Below are 20,988 nucleotides of genomic sequence, written 5' to 3' on the forward strand. Positions count from 1 at the left end.
AGTCGCACTTAATAGTCAAAATCTAGGGTGGTTAGCAAAAGTATGCAGTATTAACTAATTGTTTAAGGGCAAAGACTATGAATATTTTAACACCAAAACAAGGATCGATTGTTACTATTTCCGCTTTTATGTCTAAAGGCGATATGATTGGCTTAAAGCAAGCTTTTATTGATGGATTGAATCAAGGATTAACCATCAATGAAATTAAAGAAATTTTAGTTCAACTTTATGCCTATGTAGGTTTTCCAAGAAGTTTAAATGGTTTGAGTGCCTTTAAAGCTCTACTAGAAGAACGTCAAAAAGAAGGCATTACTGACACAGTTGGTTCTACTTCGGCACCATTACCGACTAATTTAAGCGCTTTAGAATTGGGTACAAAAATTCAAACAAAAGTTGTAGGCAAACCGGTTACGGGTGGCATTATGGATTTTTCACCTACTATTGATCAATTTTTAAAAGCCCATCTTTTTGGCGATATTTTTGGTCGAGATATTTTAAGTTATGAAGATAGAGAGATAGCGACATTAGCTGCGCTATCAACCTTGCAAGGTGCCGATAGTCAGATTAAATCTCATGTTCAAATTGCGCAAAATGTCGGGGTATCTCCCACTCAATTAGATGGCATTGCGAATATTTTAAAATCAAAAATTGGTGAAATCGAATTTGAACGATTCAACCGTGCAGTAAAAGGCCAATAAAAAATTACAACCAAATAGATATAGTAAATATATCCATGCTTCACAAAATAAGTTTTATTACACAGATAGCTTTAAATCATTTCCTGACGAGGATAGTTATTATGAAAATAATCAGTCAATCTGAATTTGAAAAACATAATTTATTTGGACAGGGTGAGCCGAATGTAAATTATGCTAAATATTTTATTGGTCAATCCTATCTAAATTTATTAACAGCAAAGTCTCCCTTATTAGTTGCAAATGTCACATTTGAACCTGGCTGTCGAAATAATTGGCATATTCATCATGCATCACAAGGTGGGGGGCAAATTTTATTATGTACCGCTGGTAGCGGTTGGTATCAAAAATATGGGGATAAGCCAATAAGTTTAGAGCCCGGTATGGTTATCACCATTCCTGCGAATGTAAAACATTGGCATGGCGCTAAGATTGACTCATGGTTTAGCCATATCGCTATCGAAGTGCCGGGTGAGGATACCTATAATGAATGGTGTGAAGCGGTATCTGAAGAAGATTTCCAAAAATTATGCTAATTAACTAGATTTAAAACATTAATTTCAATGTGAGAGATTGACATGAATGATATACATTCTCAAATTACAGTTCCACATCAGACAATTCAGTTAGAACAACGTTGGGATAAGATTTTTCTACAAAGTGATAAAGTTGAGCATTTTAAAGTCACGTTTAAAAATCGTTATGGCATTACGCTTGTCGCAGATCTATATCGCCCAAAAAACAGCCCAGATAAATTATCTGCTATTGTTGTCGCAGGACCATTTGGCGCAGTAAAAGAGCAGGTATCGGGTTTTTATGCGCAAACTTTAGCAGAGCGAGGATTTATTGCTTTGGCATTTGATCCCTCTTTTACTGGTGAAAGCAGTGGATTACCGCGTAATCAAGCATCTGTTGAAATCAATACCGAAGATTTTAGTGCCGCTATCGATTATCTTGGATCTATAGATTGCGTTGAGCGGGAGCACATTGGCATTTTGGGCATTTGTGGTTGGGGTGGTATGGCTTTAAATGCCTCATCGATTGATACGCGAATTAAAGCGGTAGCAACCGTTGTCATGTACGATATGAGTCGAGTTATTTCTAAAGGTTATAATGATAGCATGACAGAAGGGCAACGATTAGCAATGAAACAGTCATTGAATAATAGCCGCTGGGACGATTCACAAAATAGTTATGCCACGTTGAATCCAAGAAACAATATTACCGTTGATCAAATCACGGATGAAACACCACAATTTATTGCAGATTATTCTCGTTTTTATACCACTAAACGTGGTTTTCATATTCGTTCTGTCAATTCAAATCCGAATGGTTCATGGGTGTTAAGTATGCCACTTTCATTTATTAATCAATCGTTATTGAATCATGCTCATGAAATTGAGTGCCCAACATTAATTATCGCCGGTGAAAAAGCACATTCTCGTTACTTTTCTGAAGATGCGTTTAAAATGGTTGGTAGCAAAAATAAAGAATTAGTGATTATTCCTAATGCAGTGCATACTGATTTATATGATAATACCACCAATAAAATTCCCTTTGATAAATTAGAAACGTTTTTTAGCGCTAATTTATTATAAATTTTGGGGGCTAAAATATGGAAAAGCTTTGGCGTTAAAAGGCCATTAACGACAGAGCTTAAAAAGATTTTAAGATTTTTCGTTAAAAACATAGGTATTTATACCATCGATTATAAGAAAAATGAGATAATCGCTACGACTAAAATAGACAAACATCTTTGGTGATTGTTAAGAACCTAAAAAAATGTAAGAGTAATGATTGATATCTTTAGTGAGATTGTTTGTTATCATAAAATACACTTTAATTTCCAATGCTTAGTTAAATAAATTGACAATAATGTCAATGCTAAAGATTACCGATAAATCACATAGATTATTCCGTTACAATTTATCAAATTGATATACCTTAAAAAGTCCTAAAAGTTTTAAGAACTCTTTACATAAAATACCAATACAAAACCTTGTTACTCTTTTATGATTTAAATGTCGATATTAGGTTTAATCATACAGATCTTAATGTCAAAGATAGGTTTAGTATTACTTAGGGTGAGTATTATTAATTGTAGTAAAGGAGTAGTGTTTTATGTTTCCGTCAAGTTATAGTCAGCGCTCGGATATTGTGAGTGCCAATAAAGAAAAATCCTCATCATTTATCTTTGAGAAAAAACGAAAATTCATCAAGCTTCTTTCTTGCCATTCTAGCTATTTAACTTATAATTGTATGTATGTATGTATGTATGTATGTATGTATGTATGTATGTATGTCGAGTCCTGTTTTAGCATTATCAAATAAGACAAGCAATATTATTCATGGAACCCCTCCTTATTTAACATTTGATAATGGTCAAACAAAAAGCACAGATACTAAAGCATTATCTTGGGTAAGTTATATAGAAAACGGCCGTGAAGTTAAACATAATAGGCCACCTGTGGATAATGATAATAACCCCTTATCTATTGCACTTCCCACTAATCTTGCAACTTTTGCTGATATAAAAACTATAGTGCCGGTTGATACTCCTATTGATGGTGATAAAATCCAGTCGATTGATTTTATCAAACTATTGCAAGCACCTTATAATTATGGTCGGGATGATGATGGTGATGTGATAAATTCAGGAACTGGTAAAATCCAAATGACAATTGTTGGTTCTACTGGTCAAAAAGTTGCTCGGACTGATGCTATTGACAAGTGTTTGGCGCCGTATAATATCAATCTAAAAATTGAAGACGGTAGCATTCAAACTCAATATGGTCTTCCAAATACAACAAAATTTAGTGATATAAATGATAATTATATTTTCACTGTTGGTTCAAGTACCATTTACACTTGTTTTGTTCAACCAAATACATCTGTGGTTTATGATAATCGAGGCGTTGCCGGAGAATGGGACTCAGATAGCAAGGCTTTTTTAGTTCAAGATATTAACAATCCAGAATCTAATTTCCCTGCAATAGGTGGCAATAATCTTAGCTTTAAATTTATTGTTGCTGGACTAGATAGTTACCGTCAACTTAGTTATACCAAAGAACCAAGTAATTCGAATATTGATTTAGAATTTAGTGAAACGCAACACTATAAAATACCTGTGGTGACTTTAAAAGGGCCAAACGCTAATTCTCCTTCATATAAAAGGAGTTTTGTGCCAACACAATTTACTATTTATGCTGACCGAGCGAAGACTCTCCCCATTTATCGATTTAAATTGCGCCGCTGGTTTATTCCTCAACTAAATAGTACGGGTGATGACTATATTACAAACGTCAGCCATGATGCAGCAGTTAGTTTTTGCTCAAGCTTAGCGGGTTATAGAATGCCGACTGTGGCAGATTTGACTAATGCTAATGGTGGTGGTTGGAATGGCGGTTACCCTGGAAATGGTAAAAAACCACTTTGGCAAATAAATGGTGGATTGGCTTCAGAATGGGGGGAGCTACATAGTTACTTCGGTTTCACTATGTTCGCTTTCTGGACAGGTTCACCATCCTCAACGCCAAATCAATATTATATTGTCGATTCAGCAGGTGATAGTATATCAGCTATTAAAAATCAATTTACCCAAGCGGTTTGTGTTACACCCTAAATAATATTTAAGTCTGTATGTTTAAGGTATGACTCTTTAAACAGAAATTATAAAAGGGAGCGGATTACGCTCCCTTTTTATTTGAATATATCATTTGATAATAAATTAATAATGCCGTCTGATTATTTAAATAAATTTGTTTAATCGTTTAAAAGTTGCCAATGACAATATATCTAAATTAAAAAATCCTTAAATTAGGTAATTGAATCTTGTAATCTTATTTAAATTTTTAACCGTTAAAATAATACAAGGTAAAAAATTCTCATACTCATTTTAGTGATAAAAAATATTCAACTTCCTCAATTTTTATACTGAAACACAGGCGTTTTCTGAAAGATTTTGCAAAATTTCCTGTATTTTTATTAATAAATTGATTGTAAGTTAGTTTTTAATTTATGTTTCAAATAGTGATACTAAATCCATCTATTTAAAACGGTGAAATCGACTATGATTAAAAAACATACTTGCTTTTTTTTTAATCAGAGCTTATAACTATCACTGATAAGCATTCGCTTATCTTAAATATACTGGAGGAGCTTATAATGGTACAAAAATTTGCTGCATACGGTAGTGATGTTTCAGCTGGCACTTATAAATGTGCTGACTGTGGATATATTTATTCCAACCAAAGTAAGAAATCGTTACCCCCTTGTCCGGATCATAATAAAAAACCACATAGTAAAAATGGTTGGTATATAGTTAGTGGGCAAGGAGATTCAGTTAAAGATCCTCATCCAAATAAAAAATAATTTTTGACTTTAAAAGGTAACACAATGTGTTACCTTTTTTGGTTTTAAGGTAAGATTAAAATAGTTGAAAATATACACATTATTAACTTTCAACTTAATAAAAAGTTATATAAAACTATGTTAGAATTTAAATGTGTTATCATTTCTAAAACTATAATAATGGAATTATAGATTTGTTAGATTAAGGTATTGATGATGAAGCAAGTGATTAAATTGGCAATTTTATTTTTGTGTTTTGCAATATTTTCAAATGTACATGCGTCTGAAACAGATAATGCTGCTGAGATTTCCAAAGCATTAGCTGATAGTGCAAAGAAATCTTTATTAGGCGATGAAGGAAAGTTTCCTTTAAAAGTCAAATCAGATTATGAAATAACTAATATTTCAGCTAATCACAATAATGTTGTTTTTGAATATAAAATGCCTACTGATAGCAAAAATACCGCACTAAATGAATTTATAGAAAATGTTAGATTAGGAATAAAAGGTCAGTTTTGTGATAAACCAGACGTATTTAATGTATTAAATACCTATGATATCGGCTTTATTTTTCAGTTTGAATTTAGTGATAAACGAAAAATTCCTGTCACATTATCAATAAAAGAAATTTGTCTATGATTGAATCATGAATGCAAATTTCCTCCCTTATTGAAGGGGCTGAAAACATAGCTTAATAGCAGTACGTTTTCTATTTGGCTATCATTTTTAATTAAATATAGGCTCGTGATTTTTTAATCCAGATAATTAAAAATATCGACCTACCAAAACTAAATAGATTATAAGCTAACCATAAACCCTGGTTTCCCCAGATTGGTACAGCAATGTATTGTGCTACAAACCAAACCAATAACGCCAATAGCATTGAGTCGCGTATTGATGTTGTATAACTGATTCCAGAAAAAACACCATAATAGATTAATCCACCCGATGCAACAATTGGAAAAATGATTAACCAATATTGATATTGAAGCGATAGCGTTATGATATTAGTTTGATTGGTTAATAACTTTATGATGGTTGTATCGAAGGTTAGCCAAATTGCAATTAAGATAATTGGGCAAATAATGCAGGCTTGTAGTGACCACCGTAAAGTTTGATTGTAAAGGTGGATATTTTTATTTCCTTTAGCTCGTCCACTGAAAACGCTGGAAGCATTAGCAAAACCATCAAATAGATAAGCCATCATATAGTGAACTTGAAATAAAATGGCATTGGCGGCTAAAACTTCAGTATTGAACGTTGAACCAATAGAAATAAAGTGGTTAGTTACAATTAATAAGCAAATAGTCCGAATCATTAAATTAGTGTTTACTAGAATTACACCTTTTAATGATTGCCATGACAAAATAGATCTTAAATCCACTTTTTGTTCACTTTTAGGCAAATAACGGCAGGTAAACCAAATACCGACTAAAGTGCAACATATTTGTGCAATTAATGTTGCAAATGCTACGCCTTTAATGTCCCAATGAAACCACCAAACAAAAATTACTGCCATCAAAATGTTGAGTAAATTAATAAACACTTGTAAAAACAGAACGGCTTTTATTTTGGATATCCCCATTAACCAGCCAACTAGGACATAATTAATCAGAACAAAAGGTGCCCCCCAAATTAATATAGAAAAATAGATATCAGCATAATGTTGAACATCTTGATTCGGTTTGATGATGTGCATTGAAGCAACAAAAATCAATTTTTGAAAAATTATAAATGCCAAACCTAAAAAAATTGCGATAAAAAGCGGCCGTATAAGAGACGATCTTAATAACAAACAATTATCCAACGCTTGCGCGGCAAAACCGGTGGTACTTACTCTTAAAAATCCAAATAACCAATAAATAGTATTAAATATTACTGTTCCTATCGCAATTCCAGCAATAAAAGCTGGATTGGGTAAATGACCGACTAAAGCCGTATCGACCACGCCAAGAAGAGGGGTAGTAATGGTTGATAAAATAAATGGAATAACTAATTTAATATAATCTTTAAACTGATATTGCAAATTTGATGTTGATGACATTGTTTAAAAACCTAAAATTGATTCAAGTAACAGTTTAGAATAAGGATTTTTAACTTGACTGAGTTGTTCTATTTTATCAACGTATTCCACGATTTCACCTTGATAAAAAAATGCAACTTTATCACAAAGATAAGTAATTGTAGTTAAATCATGCGTGATAAAGATACTGGTCAAATTTAGCTGTTTTTGTAGATCGGCAAGTAATGTTAAAATTTGGCTTTGAACTGAAATATCCAACGAGCTTACCGCTTCATCAAATAAAATAAATTGAGGTGAGCAAGCTATTGCTCTGGCAATGCAGACACGCTGTAATTGACCACCACTCATTTCGTGAGGAAACCGTTCATAAAAAGAATGGTCTAATCCAACTTGTTCTAATAACGCATTGATACGATGCTGACGTTCCTCTTTTGATAGCTTTTCGTAAATATCAAGTGGCTCAGCAATAATTTGGCCGACATTAAAGTATGGATTAACCGAAGAATTATAATCTTGAAATACCGCACTGATATTTTTGCGTACAGCTGCTTTTTTCCATGTACGTTTGTTAATATCTTGCCCGCTAAAATAGATTTTGCCACTGTCAGGTTTCTCAAGGCCTAAAATCAGCTTTCCTAATGTACTTTTTCCGCTACCACTTTCACCAATAATACCAAGACACTCACCTTGTTTTAAATCGAATGATACATTTTTGATAATTGTGTTTTTTTTATGGCTAAATATACCAGGTTTCAAAAACGATTTTTTTACATTTACAACTTGCAATAACGGTGGCATCAAATTGTCTCCGAGATTAAATTTGGATTATTAGCGTAAATAACCGTATTAAATTTATTCAATAATTGCTTGCGAGTATCAATCAGGTAACGAGTATATTCATGTTTGGGATGATAAAATATCTGATCACGGCTGCCAGATTCAACAATTTTACCTTTATTCATTACGATAATATCATCGGCAATATGATGAATTACACCTAAATCGTGAGAAATAAAAATCATAGTCGTTTTAGATTTTATCTCTTCAAGCATTTTTAAAATATAAAACTGACTAATTGAATCTAATGCGGTTGTTGGTTCATCGGCAATAATAAGCTCAGGTTCAAGTACTAATGCCATACCAATCATTATGCGTTGTAACATACCACCACTTAACTGATGCGGGTATTTTTTATAAATCTCTTTGGCATTATCGAGCCCTATATTTTCAATCATCAATAAGGTTTTAGCAATAGCATCATTTTTATTGATAGTGAGATGAGCTTGAAGGGTTTCAACTACTTGTTTGCCAATACAATAAAGCGGATCAAAAGCAATCATAGGTTGTTGTAATATTATCGAAATAGCACTACCGCGAATTGGTCTTAATGTCTTTTCATTCTGTTTTAGCAGATCTAAAGTTGAATTAGCCTGTTTGAACAGGATTTGTCCTGTCACGCTAAAATAGGATTCTAATAAGCCGATGATTGCTTTGCAGGTTAAACTTTTACCGCTGCCACTTTCACCAACAATACCTAAACATTTATGATGATTGACGGTAAAAGATATATCATCAAGTAACTTGTTACCATTATTAAGCGTAACGGTCAGTTGCTTTACTGCTAACAATGGGCTACTCATGCTGTTTTTTCCTTAGGATCTAAGATATCTCGTAAACAATCACCTAACATATTAAATGCCGCTACAACAATTAAAATAGCTATACCAGGATAAACCATCTGCATAGGGTGCTGAGTCATTACATTTTTTGCTTCACTTAACATTAGTCCCCATTCGGCAGTAGGTGCTTGGACGCCTAATCCTATAAAGGATAACGCTGAAATATTCAATATCACCCAGCCAGTGTCTAAGGTAGCCAATATAACTACTTCGGACATGACATTAGGCAATAAATGACGATAAATGATAAAAGAATGAGGTGCACCAATTGCTCGTGAAAAAAGGATATAGTTTTTTCTGCTATATTTAATTACTGAACTTCGGATCATTCGACTATACCAAGCCCATTTGACTACAATATTAGCAATAATAATGTTTTCAATACCCACACCTAAAACACCAACTATAGCTAAAATCATCACTTGGCTCGGAAATGACAACATGATGTCACAAAGACGCATAATACATTCGTCAAGTTTGCCTCGTTGATAACCAGAAATAAGACCAATGATACTACCAACAATTATTGTGATAATCATGGTTAACAGAGATAAGAATAGGGTAGAACGGATACCATAAAGTAACCGAGAAAAAATATCACGTCCAAGGTGGTCACAACCAAGCCAATGCTCGCTCGATATAGCGGCATATTTTCGCACTATCCGAACTTTATTTGGATCAAAAGGTGCAATATAAGGCGCTAATATACCTAAAACAATTATTGTAATGATGATTATCAAACAAACTAAAGCGGTTTTATTGCTAATTACTTGCTTAATTAAATTCATACAGAGCCACCATTACTTCGTAATCGTGGATCTAACCATTGATGAATAACATCAACAATAAAGTTACATACTACAAATAAAATGGCCATAATTAATATGTAAGCCTGAATTACTGGATAGTCGCGATTCATAATAGCGGCTATACATAATCTTCCTAAACCAGGCCAAGAAAATATATATTCGACAACAAAAGACCCTGCAATTAATTGTGGAATGGTCATACCTAACGCGGTAATTGTGGTATGTAGTGAATTGACTAATACATGCTTAAGAATGATTGTTCTCTCTTTCAAACCTCGACTACGGGCATAAAAGATCGAATAATTATGCATATTTTCCAGCATATTATTACGGATAAAACGAATATACGTTGAGATGTAAACAAACGACAAAGTTAACGTCGGTAAAATCAGGTTCTGCCAAGTTCCATACCCGTTGGTTGGCAATAGATCTAAATAAGTAGCAAACAGCCAAATAAATAGCAAACCTAACCAATAACTAGGCATTGCGGTACCTAAAAAAATAATAATTCGAACAATATGATCGAATGCTGAATTAGCAAAGATTGCACATAATACACCTAAAACTAAACTGACAATAAGTGTAAATAGAAATGACGACATTGCTAAAACTAATGTAGGAATTAAGCTACGGATAACTTCATCCCAAACTAATCTGTCACGATGAATAAACGAACGCCCAAAATCAAGATGTAAAACGTCATATAGCCAAGTAAAATATCGTTCAAAAAAAGGTTTATTTAATCCTAATTCCTGACGCATACTTTCAATAGCATCTGGGGTTGGCATTATTTCATTTAACCGTAAGGCAACTTCAGCAGGATCGGAAGGGGCTAGATTGATAAGCAAAAAAGCGATAAAAGAGATACCGAATAATATCGGTATCATCATCGTTAAACGTTTAACAATATAATTTAACATTATTGATCAAAAATATTTATGTACTAAAAATGCATTTTCTCAAATGGAATATCAAATTGAGAAGGCGCAAATTCAATTCCTTTTAAAGATTTAACAGCAATAGCTCGATTTCGTTCATAAGTTAATGGTATGTAAACCGCTTCATTATGTAATGTTTCAAGCACGTAACGGAAAAGATCTTGTCGCTCTTTTTCATCTGTTGAAATTAATGCTTTACTAATACTTGCATCGATTTGCGGTTTCTCTTTTAAGCCCTGTTGAGCCATATAGTCACCATAAACAGGTAGTTTCATACCAGATAAAAATGATTGTGGATCATATGGTGTACCCCATGAGATATCAAATACCATATCAAAATCACCCGCTTTTTGGCGATCACGATAACCTTGCTCTTCTTCACCGTGAATATTAAGCTTTAATCCAACTTGCTCAAACTCATCTTGCATATATTGAGCAATTGTTTTTTGTGAAGCGGTGTTACTATCATAATAAAGTGTGATTTCAAAAGGTTTGCCATCTTTCTGACGATAATTTTGGCCTTTAACTTTTACCCAACCCGCTTTATCAAGTAGCGTTTCGGCTAATTTAGTGTCATATACATAAGGTTTTAACCCAATATTAGCATAAGGAATATTGGTTGCCATTAAAGTATCAGCAGGTGCTTCACTATTATTGAAAATACCTTCTGAAATATCTTTTTTACTAATGATATGTTCAATCGCTTGGCGGACATTAACATCACTTAGTTGGTCACGAGTCGTGTTCATTAATACAATTCGACTAGATACAGGTTTAGACATTAAAGTTTGAAATTTATCCATTGTTGAAAAACGTTCAAATGAATCTGCATCAACCATATTTTTACCATAGATAAGATCGATTTCACCTTTTTCGAGTGCCATTAGTCGGCTTTGGTTATCAGCAATAACTTTCATGGTCACTTTATTGAGTAATGGTTTAGTTCCCCAATAAGTTGGATTAGCGTTAAACACTGCATATTGATCTTTCTTATGATCACCTAATACATAAGGGCCGGTACCAATGTAAGATTTAACGCCATTTTTAGTTTCACCATCAATCATAGAATTTGGTGAAATAAAGCGCATCGGTCGGGTTACGGCAATTTCAATCATAAAAGGGTAATAGGGTTCGGAAAGGTTAACTTGTAGGGTATAATCATCTACTGCTTTGATTTCAGTAATTAAGCGAACCATTTCAAGCCAAGTGTGACGAACTTTGTTTGATAACACGGCATCCCAATTCAGTTTTGCACTGTGCGCATCAAATTTTGCGCCATCACTAAATGTCACGTCTTTTCTTAGTTTGAACGTGTAAGTTTTACCTTCGTTAGTAATAGTCCAGCTTTCTGCAAGCCAAGGTGAAAAAGTGCCATCTTCGTTATAATGAACCAATGATTCATACAACATATTTTGCGCCCACATTTCACCGGAATAGAGATGAGGGTTTAAGTCACGAATATCACGAAAATTAGCAAAAGTTATATCATCTTTAGCAAAACAGTTAATACTAACGCTAGCTAAAACTAATGCTAAAAGTAGATTTTTTATACGAGTGAAATTAAAAAACATATTTAGTCCATTAATTTATTGGGATTAGGAGCGAGATAGTAACATAAATGAGAATGATAATAAATATCACCTGCATGTTTTTTATAAAAAACATTTTAAAAATCATGGCATTTATTTTATCAAATTCTATTAATTGATTTAAATCTAATTAAGTTTAAATTTAAATAAAGTTAACTCGATTAGTTAAAAATATAGCTTAAAACTTTTTAAAAGTCTTTATGAATAAACAAAAAATATAATTAAGCATTTTATTACCATTGTTTGGCAGCCCCAAAATTGAGTTTAGATTGATCTATCTAATTTTAATAGAGAAGAAAAAGAGAAAATCATTGCCAATATAAATCGCTAAATGGTGTCTGTTCTATGCCTCGTTAAATATTCAAACATTTATTATTGAATTGCTTTATAATAGATTTGAATAATTTATTTCACGTTTATTTAGGAATCATTGCATGTCATTTGACTCTCTTGGCTTAGATGCCAAGATTTTAAAAGCTATTGAAGAACAAAACTATACCGATCCAACCCCCATTCAACAACAAGCTATTCCAGTAATTTTGTCAGGTAAAGATTTAATGGCGAGTGCTCAAACTGGTACAGGAAAAACAGCGGGGTTTGGTTTACCTATTTTACAAAAATTGCATGAAAAGCAACTTAATACAGAACCTAAAAGAGGAAAGCGTCCTTTATATGCGCTAATTTTGGCGCCCACTCGTGAATTAGCTGCGCAAATAGGTGAAAATATTCGGGATTATAGCCAATATCTATCTATTCGTTCTTTGGTGGTGTTTGGTGGAGTAAGTATCAATCCTCAAATGATGAAACTTCGAGGTGGGGTGGATATCTTAATTGCAACACCGGGTCGGTTGTTAGATTTGGTTCATCAAAATGCGGTGGATCTCTCTACAGTAAAAATATTAGTACTTGATGAAGCGGATCGCATGTTAGACATGGGCTTTATTCATGATATTCGTCGAGTGATCGCTAAATTACCTAAAAAGCGACAAAACTTACTTTTTTCAGCGACATTCTCAGATGAAATAAAATCATTAGCTAATACAATTTTAAATTCACCCGAATCGATCGCTGTAGCCAAAACCAATAGTGCATCTGAGCAAATTACTCAATATATCCACCGAGTTGATAAACGCCGTAAACGTGAACTTCTTTCTTATTTAATTGGTAAAAACCAATGGCAACAGGTATTAGTTTTTACGCGAACGAAATACGGCGCTAATCATCTTGCCGAACAGCTTACTAAAGATGGCATTAAAGCCTCGGCAATTCATGGTAACAAAAGCCAAGGAGCAAGAACTAAAGCTTTAGCTGATTTTAAGTCAGGACAAATACGCGCCCTCGTTGCTACCGATATCGCTGCCAGAGGCTTAGATATTGAGTTATTGCCTTATGTTGTTAATTATGAATTACCTCAAGTTGCAGAAGATTATGTTCATCGTATCGGTCGAACCGGACGGGCACAAAATCAGGGGCAGGCAATATCATTAGTTTGTATTGATGAGCTTTCCCAATTAAAATCAATTGAGAAATTGATTAAAAAAACGATTCCAGAAATTTTTACTCAAGGATTTGAAGTCGATCCTCGAATTAAAGCGGAGCCAGCAAAAAAAGCCAAGCCTGCTCCAGCAAAAAGAAGACGTGTTGATAAAACTCGATCTTCTAAAAATAACCAGAATAGTATGAAGCAATCTAGCCATCATACATATTCTAAAACTAACTAAATTTTCTAAAGTAGAAGGATATTATTATGGCTAAGGTTAATCGCAGTCGTCGTTTAAGAAAAAAATTACATATTGAAGAGTTTAAAGAGTTAGGTTTTACCGTAAGTTGGTCATTTGACGAAGGGACGAGTGAAGACACTATTGATAACGTTGTTGATCAATTCATCATTGAAGCAATACAAGCAAACGGTTTGGCTTACGAAGGTAGCGGGTATTTAAACTGGAAAGGTATCATTTGTACGCAAAAATTGGGTAATTGTACTGAAGAAAATCGTGACGTTGTCACTAAATGGCTTGAAAGCCATGGCTTAAAAAATGTCAAAACCAGCAATTTAATTGATATTTGGTGGGATGAATTAGAATTTTAATTTCTAAATTGAATAAATACTAAAATAGCCACTAATGTGGCTATTTTTATGGATTTTAACGTTACTCAATTCCTTGGCTACGCAAATAATCCTCATAATTACCGGTATAATCAATGACTTTTTCCGGCGTGATTTCAACAATTCTTGTTGCAAGTGAGCTAACAAATTCACGATCGTGCGACACAAAAAATAGCGTTCCTTGATAAAGTTCTAATGCCATATTTAACGATTCAATTGATTCCATATCCAAATGGTTGGTTGGTTCATCCATGACAATAATGTTTGGACGTTGCATCATTAATTTACCAAATAGCATACGTCCTTTTTCACCACCAGATAATACTTTAACTTGCTTTTTAATGTCATCTTGTGAAAATAATAAGCGACCTAAAATGCTGCGCACTGCTTGTTCATCATCGGTTGGTTGTTTCCATTGACTCATCCAATCAAATACGGTTAGATCCTCGTCAAATTCGTATTCATGATCCTGTGCGTAATAGCCAATATTGGCATTTTCTGACCATTTAATATCACCTTGTTCTGGCACTAGTTCACCCATAAGGGTTTTAAGTAGGGTAGTTTTACCAATACCATTAGTCCCCAAAATAGCCACTTTTTCGCCAACTTCAACCATTAAATTGAGATTTTTAAATAGTGGTCCGTTATCAAATCCTTTAGTGAGATTTTCAACGACCAGAGCATTACGAAACAGTTTTTTATCCTGTTCAAAACGAATAAACGGATTTTGTCGGCTTGATGCTTTCACTTCTTCTAATTTGATTTTCTCGATTTGTCTTGCACGTGAGGTTGCTTGTTTGGATTTTGCGGCATTAGCACTAAAACGACTAACAAACGATTGTAGTTCACTAATTTGTGCTTTCTTTTTCGCATTATCCGCTAATAGCCGTTCTCTCGCTTGAGTAGAGGCGGTCATATAATCATCATAATTACCTGGATAGATACGTAATTCCCCATAATCCATATCAGCCATATGAGTACAGACCATATTAAGAAAATGGCGATCGTGCGATATGATAATCATCGTGCTTTCACGTTCATTTAAGGTATCTTCTAACCAGCGAATAGTATCGATGTCTAAGTTATTGGTCGGTTCATCGAGTAATAAAATATCTGGATTAGAAAATAGGGCTTGGGCTAGCAATACTCGCAATTTCCAACCCGGAGCGATTTCACTCATTAATCCGTAATGTTGTTCAATTGGTATACCGACACCGAGGAGTAATTCACCCGCACGTGATTCAGCGCTGTAACCGTCCATTTCAGCATATTGGGTTTCTAAATCTGCAACCTTAAAACCGTCTTCCTCACTCATTTCAGGTAATGAATAGATACGGTCTCGCTCTTGTTTAATTTGCCATAATTCGGTGTGCCCCATAATTACGGTATCAAGTACGCTATATTCTTCAAAAGCAAATTGATCTTGGCGAAGTTTACCTAAGCGTTCATGTGGATCAAGTGAAACATTACCTGAGGTTGGCACAAGATCTCCACCAATAATTTTCATAAACGTGGACTTACCACTACCATTTGCGCCGATTAATCCATAACGATTACCATTACCAAATTTTACTGAAATGTTTTCAAATAGTGGCTTACTGCCAAATTGCATTGTGATATTACTTGTTGTTAACACGGATAATTACTCTCGAATTGATTTGTGCAACTCGTACTTAAAGCGTTCCCTTAAGCTAAAAGTGAAGTGGCTAAACTGTGATTTGGCGCACATTATGCCATAATAAAGCGATTTTTAGCACTTTTGTTACTAAATTTATGTTTCAAAAACCCCGCTCCTCAACTTTTTTTGATTAGTAAACATATCATCCTTATTACTGTTTACATTAATAAGCCGAATTGATACTATGCCAAACTTTCTTTTATCAATAAGAATTTAATATGTATTATCTTATTTTTGTGACGATAGTTTGGTCGTTTTCATTTAGTTTTATTGCTGTTCATTTAAGTGGGCAAGTTGATACGTGGTTTGCAGTTGTAATGCGCGTCTTGCTGGCTTTTATAACCTTTATTCCTTTTTTACGCGTTAAAGGTATTTCTGTAAAACAGATGGTGTTGTTGATGGGCGTTGGTGCCTGTCAATTAGGTATTATGTACTTTTTTTATTACAACTCTTTCCAATATATTTCAGTGCCTGAAGTGTTATTATTTACTATTTCAACGCCAATTTATGTCACGCTAATTTATGATTTCTTGCAAGGACATCGACTCAGACTTGTTTACCTATTAACCGCTGTTATAGCTGTAATTGGCGCAGCCGTTATTCGTTACGATCATATTAGTCGAGATTTTATTATCGGTTTTCTCCTGATTCAGGGCGCTAATATGGTTTTTGCCTTGGGACAGGTTGGATATAAACGTATTATGGAGCTTTATCCATTACCGCAACATCAAGCTTTTGCATGGGTCTATTTAGGCGCAATACTGGTGGCTAGTATTGGCTGGTTTTTATTTGGCAATCCCGAAAAACTACCCACTACCCAATTACAATGGGGGATAATTATTTGGCTTGGGGTTGTGGCTTCTGGGTTATGCTATTTTTTATGGAATTATGGCGCAACCAAAGTCGATTCGGGTACGCTTGCCATTATGAATAATTTGGTTATTCCAACTGGTATTTTAGTTAATGTTATTATTTGGCACCAATCGATTGATTGGGGCCGATTTGCGCTAGGTAGTGCAATTATTGTTTCTGCTTTGATCTTGCATCATAAATTCAAAAAGCTAGAGGCAAATTAATTTTTCTAAGCAAACTGTAACATTATTGATAGAATTAGCGGTGTTGTCACGGATGATAATGCCGTTGATATCAATAAACTTGAAGCAATAGGACCTTGTAATACCTCAAACTGTCTTGCCATCATATAACAATTTATCGCAATTGATACCGAACTTAGTAATACAATAACTTGCAGTTCTAAAAGTGGTAATCCGACTATTATCGCTAAAATATAGGTCACAATCGGTAAGATAAATAGTTTTAAAACACAAATGGCTATTGTGATCGGTAAATCATCGCGGATCTTATATTCAGCAAGCCCCATTCCTAAAACGATTAATGAGAGAGGCGCTGTCATATCGCTTACCATCTTCGTCGCTTGATTGATGAAGAAAGGTAGTGGAATGTGTACATAATTGACAACTATTCCTGCAAAAATACCAATAATAATCGGATTTTTTGCTACATTTTTAAATGCTTTTATAAATCCTTTAGTCGATAATTTTCCCATCTGGACAAATTCGATGGATACTGTGGCTAATGTCCATAAAATTAACGCATTAAAAATCACAATAATAGCAACAATCGGAATGGCTTTTTCGCCTAATAACATTTTGATAATTGGTATGCCCACAAACACAGTATTGGTATAAATTCCACCCATTGCAAACATGGTACTTTGCGAGCCATTGAGTTTGAAAAATTTAACCGCAATAAAGCAGCCTAATGCAAACACAATAAATGAGCCACCAAAAAAGACCAATAAAAGATTGGCATCAATTTCAGAATGCTCTGAAAAATGGCTCATAATCTGAAATAACATAATTGGGAAGGCAATATAAAACGTAAATTTGGTAACACTATCGGTCACCGTTTTTTGCCAACGACCCGCTCTAACTGCTATGTAGCCTAATAAAATCAAAATGAACAGAGGCAATGTAGTTAAAAACTGTTGCCATAATGTGATTAAAAATTCCATGTTACTTTTATGCGTGATTTCGGGTGAAGTACCATTCTAATTCAGTTGAGCGTTTTGAATCAAATTGGTAGCCTTCTAAATTAAAACTTTTAATATCGTCACTGTTATTAATGCTATTTTTTATAATAAATCGACTCATTAAACCTCGTGCTTTTTTAGCATAAAAGCTGATCACTTTATAATCATTTTTACTTTTATCTAAAAAGATGGGTTGAATAACCTTCGCTTTGAGTTGTTTAATTGCTTTGAAATATTCATTAGAAGCTAAATTAATTAACGTTGGATTGGTTGATTTTGCCAACTCGTGATTTAAACACTCTGTTAACTTATCACCCCAAAATTGATATAGATTAGTATTATTACCATTTTTAAGGCGAATACCCATTTCTAGACGGTAGGGTTGAATTAAATCAAGTGGTCGTAACAAGCCATATAATCCTGATAAAATGCGTAAATGAGATTGTGCAAATTTTAGATCGGCATCATTAAAGTCTTCAACATGCAACCCCTCATAAACATCACCTTTAAAAGCCAAAATAGCTTGCCTTGCATTATCAAAATTAAAGTCAGTATGCCAGTTCTGAAAACGTTCATAATTGGTAGTGGCAAGTTTTGGGCTGATCGACATTAATTTAGCCAAGTCATCACTGCTAAGTTTTTTACAAATATCAATAAGTTGTTTAGTCGATTCTAAAAATTCGGGTAAGCTATGTTGTTTGGTAATTAAAGGAGTTTGATAATCAAGCGTTTTGGATGGAGAAATAATTGTTAGCATAAAAAATACCACCTATTGTGTTTTGTACCAATTGGGTTTATTTTACATCTAATCTTAGCAAATAAGGAGAACAAATATGAATAGTACCAAAAAAGAAATACATGAAATTCGATCTTGGGCCAGCATTCGTGAAACTTCTATTGAGATAGCTGAAGCTATTTTTGAATTAGCTAAAAATGATGAAAAACTCGCTGAGCAAATTTGGGAAGAAGGTAGCGATGAAGTCTTAAAACTCGCTTTTTCCAAAACTAAAGCAGACAAACTCTTCTGGGGTGAACAAACCATTGAGCGCAAAAACGTTTAATCTTTTATGAAATTAACTTTTTTAGGAACGAGTGCTGGGTCACCAACAGCTGAACGCAATGTTAGCAGTATTATGCTTGATCTCCGGCAGGAAAGAGGGCGTTTATGGCTTTTTGATTGCGGTGAAGCGACTCAAATGCAAATGCAAAAGGCCAAATTTAGTCTGGCTAAATTAGAGATGATTTTTTTGACACATTTACATGGTGATCATCTGTTTGGTTTACCTGGCGTGTTAACAACTCGTTCTTTGATGCAAAACCAATCGCCATTGACCTTAGTTGGTCCAAAAGGCATTAAGCAATTTATTCAAACTGTTATTGATATTAGTTATTCTTGGCTGACTTATCCTTTAAATATTATTGAACTTGAGCAAGATGGTTTGGTTTTTGAGGATAATAAGTTTCGCGTTGAAGCCAAATTATTAGCGCATCGTGTTCCGTGTTTTGGGTATCGGATTATTGAAAAAGATCTGCCAGCGTCATTGGACATTGATAAGTTAAAAAAGGATAACATTCACATTGGTTCTTTTTATCGTGATTTAAAAGAAGGTCGAACCGTTACGTTAGAAGATGGTAGGATTATTCATGGTAAGGACTATCTAGAAACCATTAGAAAAGGTAAAAAAATTGCCATTTTAGGCGATACGATTCCTTGTCAGGCATCTATTGATTTAGCCAAAGATGTGGATTTATTAGTCCATGAAGCAACTCAAGAACAAGCCCTTGAAGAAAAGGCGCTTGAGCGAGGACATTCCACAACTGTACACGCGGCAACTATTGCCAAACAAGCTCATGCTAGGCGTCTTATTATTACGCATATTAGTCCTCGCTACACCTTGAATGACAAAACAAAATTAGTCAGTGAGGCTAGGAATATTTTTGCGCCCACTGAAATCGCAACTGACTTTGCTACTTTTGAAGTATAGTAAAATGAGCCGATCTTGTCGGCTAGTTGATTTTGTATAAGTTAGCTTCCTTGGTAAAAAATAATTCATCTTAAAAAGCCTCAATTTTGTAAAAAATATTGAGGAGTCTATACCGTCACTTTTTTTCAAATATAATATGATGAGCCAATTTTGTCGGTTATTTGATTTTGTATGAGTTAGCTTCCTTCGTAAAAAAATAATTAATCTTAAAAAGCCAAGATTTTGTAAAAAATATTGAGGAGTCTATACCGTCGTTTTTTTTCAAATATAGTATGATGAGCCAATCTTGCCAGTTAGCTGATTCTGTATGAGTTAACATCCTATGTTAAAAAGATAATGAATTTTCGAAAGCCAAGATTTTGTAAAAAATATTGAGGAGTCTATACCGTCTTATTTTTCTATACAGAATAAGATTAATAAATCTCCTTGGGAGATCTTGAATAAAATGCGCTATATTTACTATCTTTTAGCCAAGGATATTTCTTAATGAGGTGTATTAAGAAAGTTTAGTGATAAATTCTAAATTAATATCCCTAATTTTTTCATCCAATTTACATAATTATCGGCACTTTTTTCTATATCGTTTTGTGTGATTTTATCTGGGTAATCTGGCTCATTATTCGCGCCATAAATCGCAAAAATGGGCTGATAATCAGCTTGAACATAATTCATTGTTAATTCGAATGGTTTTAGAATTTGCTCGAGCGTATATTTATAATGTCCAGATTCGCAGTAATCAGCTTCCTTTATCCCCGCCGAAACCGCTAATCCTACTTTTTTATTTTTTAATTTGTTTCCTGAAGAACCAAATGCCCAACCATAAGTCATAACCTCATCCAGCCACTGTTTTAATAATGGCGGGCAATTAAACCAATATATTGGAAATTGAATAACTAAGTTTTGATGATTTTCAATTAAGTTTTGCTCAAAACTCGGATCTATTTTACGTGAGGGGTAGTGTGAATAAAGATCATGTAAGGTTATTTGATCATGATATTGATTTAATTTATTAAACCAGCATCGGTTAACATTTGAAGAAGCTAAATCTGGGTGAGCAATAATCACTAAAGTCCGTTTCATTG

At 34.0% G+C, this 20,988-nt stretch carries 21 protein-coding genes; 11 read left to right on the forward strand and 10 right to left on the reverse strand.

Translation table 11 applies throughout. The annotated features are described in order from the left end of the window. The first annotated feature begins 77 nt into the window (after window positions 1–77). The 6 genes from J3U24_RS08365 (at window position 78) to J3U24_RS08390 (ending at window position 5,684) form a co-directional block, all read left to right on the forward strand. Window positions 78–698, forward strand: coding sequence for a carboxymuconolactone decarboxylase family protein (locus tag J3U24_RS08365; protein WP_267337586.1), 621 nt, complete (start codon window positions 78–80; stop codon window positions 696–698). Between the two features lie 101 nt (window positions 699–799). Continuing rightward, a complete protein-coding gene (locus J3U24_RS08370; protein ID WP_267337585.1) occupies window positions 800–1,231 on the forward strand; it encodes a cupin domain-containing protein in 432 nt (143 codons plus the stop codon). A gap of 42 nt (window positions 1,232–1,273) precedes the next feature. Continuing rightward, the gene (locus J3U24_RS08375) at window positions 1,274–2,293 is read left to right on the forward strand and encodes an alpha/beta hydrolase (RefSeq protein ID WP_267337584.1); all 1,020 of its coding nucleotides are present in this window, start codon (window positions 1,274–1,276) and stop codon (window positions 2,291–2,293) included. A 701-nt stretch (window positions 2,294–2,994) separates the two neighbouring features. Next, window positions 2,995–4,317, forward strand: a complete 1,323-nt coding sequence (locus tag J3U24_RS08380; RefSeq protein WP_267337581.1) for a hypothetical protein — start codon at window positions 2,995–2,997, stop codon at window positions 4,315–4,317. Window positions 4,318–4,859: 542 nt separating this feature from the next. Next, window positions 4,860–5,066, forward strand: coding sequence for a hypothetical protein (locus J3U24_RS08385; protein ID WP_065562090.1), 207 nt, complete (start codon window positions 4,860–4,862; stop codon window positions 5,064–5,066). A gap of 195 nt (window positions 5,067–5,261) precedes the next feature. Further along, window positions 5,262–5,684, forward strand: a complete 423-nt coding sequence (locus tag J3U24_RS08390; protein ID WP_065734073.1) for a hypothetical protein — start codon at window positions 5,262–5,264, stop codon at window positions 5,682–5,684. Between the two features lie 91 nt (window positions 5,685–5,775). Here J3U24_RS08390 and J3U24_RS08395 read toward each other — a convergent pair whose 3' ends face one another. The 6 genes from J3U24_RS08395 to nikA are packed head-to-tail and all read right to left on the reverse strand — an operon-like array spanning window position 5,776 to window position 12,065. Beyond that, window positions 5,776–7,089 (reverse strand): MATE family efflux transporter, encoded by a 1,314-nt coding sequence (locus J3U24_RS08395; protein ID WP_220226008.1) that lies wholly within the window; start codon window positions 7,087–7,089, stop codon window positions 5,776–5,778. A gap of 3 nt (window positions 7,090–7,092) precedes the next feature. Continuing rightward, a complete protein-coding gene (locus tag J3U24_RS08400) occupies window positions 7,093–7,866 on the reverse strand; it encodes an ABC transporter ATP-binding protein (protein WP_267331051.1) in 774 nt (257 codons plus the stop codon). Continuing rightward, window positions 7,866–8,708, reverse strand: a complete 843-nt coding sequence (locus tag J3U24_RS08405) for an ABC transporter ATP-binding protein (protein WP_065734076.1) — start codon at window positions 8,706–8,708, stop codon at window positions 7,866–7,868. The genes J3U24_RS08400 and J3U24_RS08405 overlap by 1 nt, the downstream gene beginning before the upstream one ends. After that, window positions 8,705–9,535, reverse strand: a complete 831-nt coding sequence (gene opp1C, locus J3U24_RS08410) for a nickel/cobalt ABC transporter permease (protein WP_065734077.1) — start codon at window positions 9,533–9,535, stop codon at window positions 8,705–8,707. The genes J3U24_RS08405 and opp1C overlap by 4 nt, the downstream gene beginning before the upstream one ends. Further along, window positions 9,532–10,476 (reverse strand): nickel/cobalt ABC transporter permease, encoded by a 945-nt coding sequence (opp1B, locus tag J3U24_RS08415; protein WP_065734078.1) that lies wholly within the window; start codon window positions 10,474–10,476, stop codon window positions 9,532–9,534. Before opp1B ends, opp1C begins: the two co-directional genes overlap by 4 nt. Window positions 10,477–10,499: 23 nt before the next feature. Continuing rightward, a complete protein-coding gene (nikA, locus tag J3U24_RS08420; protein WP_267331901.1) occupies window positions 10,500–12,065 on the reverse strand; it encodes a nickel ABC transporter substrate-binding protein in 1,566 nt (521 codons plus the stop codon). A gap of 452 nt (window positions 12,066–12,517) precedes the next feature. On the opposite strand from nikA, the gene rhlE reads away from it, so the two are divergent. Then, on the forward strand, window positions 12,518–13,804 hold the full coding sequence (gene rhlE, locus J3U24_RS08425; protein WP_267337580.1) for an ATP-dependent RNA helicase RhlE: 1,287 nt from the start codon (window positions 12,518–12,520) through the stop codon (window positions 13,802–13,804). A 26-nt stretch (window positions 13,805–13,830) separates the two neighbouring features. Then, a complete protein-coding gene (locus tag J3U24_RS08430; RefSeq protein WP_065562082.1) occupies window positions 13,831–14,172 on the forward strand; it encodes a YggL family protein in 342 nt (113 codons plus the stop codon). Between the two features lie 61 nt (window positions 14,173–14,233). Here the strand turns inward: J3U24_RS08430 and J3U24_RS08435 are convergent, their stop codons facing one another. After that, entirely contained in the window at window positions 14,234–15,826 is a 1,593-nt protein-coding gene (locus J3U24_RS08435; protein WP_220226014.1) for an ABC-F family ATPase, read from the reverse strand. Window positions 15,827–16,086: 260 nt separating this feature from the next. On the opposite strand from J3U24_RS08435, the gene J3U24_RS08440 reads away from it, so the two are divergent. Next, window positions 16,087–16,944, forward strand: coding sequence for a carboxylate/amino acid/amine transporter (locus J3U24_RS08440; RefSeq protein ID WP_267337579.1), 858 nt, complete (start codon window positions 16,087–16,089; stop codon window positions 16,942–16,944). A gap of 5 nt (window positions 16,945–16,949) precedes the next feature. Here J3U24_RS08440 and J3U24_RS08445 read toward each other — a convergent pair whose 3' ends face one another. Together J3U24_RS08445 and yaaA are read right to left on the reverse strand one after the other, a co-directional pair. Continuing rightward, complete coding sequence (locus J3U24_RS08445; protein ID WP_267337578.1) at window positions 16,950–17,903, reverse strand: AEC family transporter; 954 nt, start codon at window positions 17,901–17,903, stop codon at window positions 16,950–16,952. Window positions 17,904–17,910: 7 nt separating this feature from the next. Then, complete coding sequence (yaaA, locus tag J3U24_RS08450) at window positions 17,911–18,678, reverse strand: peroxide stress protein YaaA (RefSeq protein ID WP_220226016.1); 768 nt, start codon at window positions 18,676–18,678, stop codon at window positions 17,911–17,913. Between the two features lie 76 nt (window positions 18,679–18,754). Here yaaA and J3U24_RS08455 point away from each other — a divergent pair, with 76 nt between their 5' ends. Further along, the gene (locus J3U24_RS08455; protein WP_065562077.1) at window positions 18,755–18,982 is read left to right on the forward strand and encodes a YccJ family protein; all 228 of its coding nucleotides are present in this window, start codon (window positions 18,755–18,757) and stop codon (window positions 18,980–18,982) included. Between the two features lie 6 nt (window positions 18,983–18,988). Next, on the forward strand, window positions 18,989–19,906 hold the full coding sequence (gene rnz / locus J3U24_RS08460) for a ribonuclease Z (protein WP_267337576.1): 918 nt from the start codon (window positions 18,989–18,991) through the stop codon (window positions 19,904–19,906). 519 nt (window positions 19,907–20,425) lie between these two features. Here rnz and J3U24_RS08465 read toward each other — a convergent pair. Beyond that, the gene (locus J3U24_RS08465) at window positions 20,426–20,986 is read right to left on the reverse strand and encodes an NAD(P)H-dependent oxidoreductase (protein ID WP_267337574.1); all 561 of its coding nucleotides are present in this window, start codon (window positions 20,984–20,986) and stop codon (window positions 20,426–20,428) included. Window positions 20,987–20,988: the final 2 nt, after the last annotated feature.

The sequence above is a fragment of the Gilliamella sp. B2785 genome, assembly GCF_026537005.1.
Taxonomy (GTDB): domain Bacteria; phylum Pseudomonadota; class Gammaproteobacteria; order Enterobacterales; family Orbaceae; genus Gilliamella; species Gilliamella apicola_E.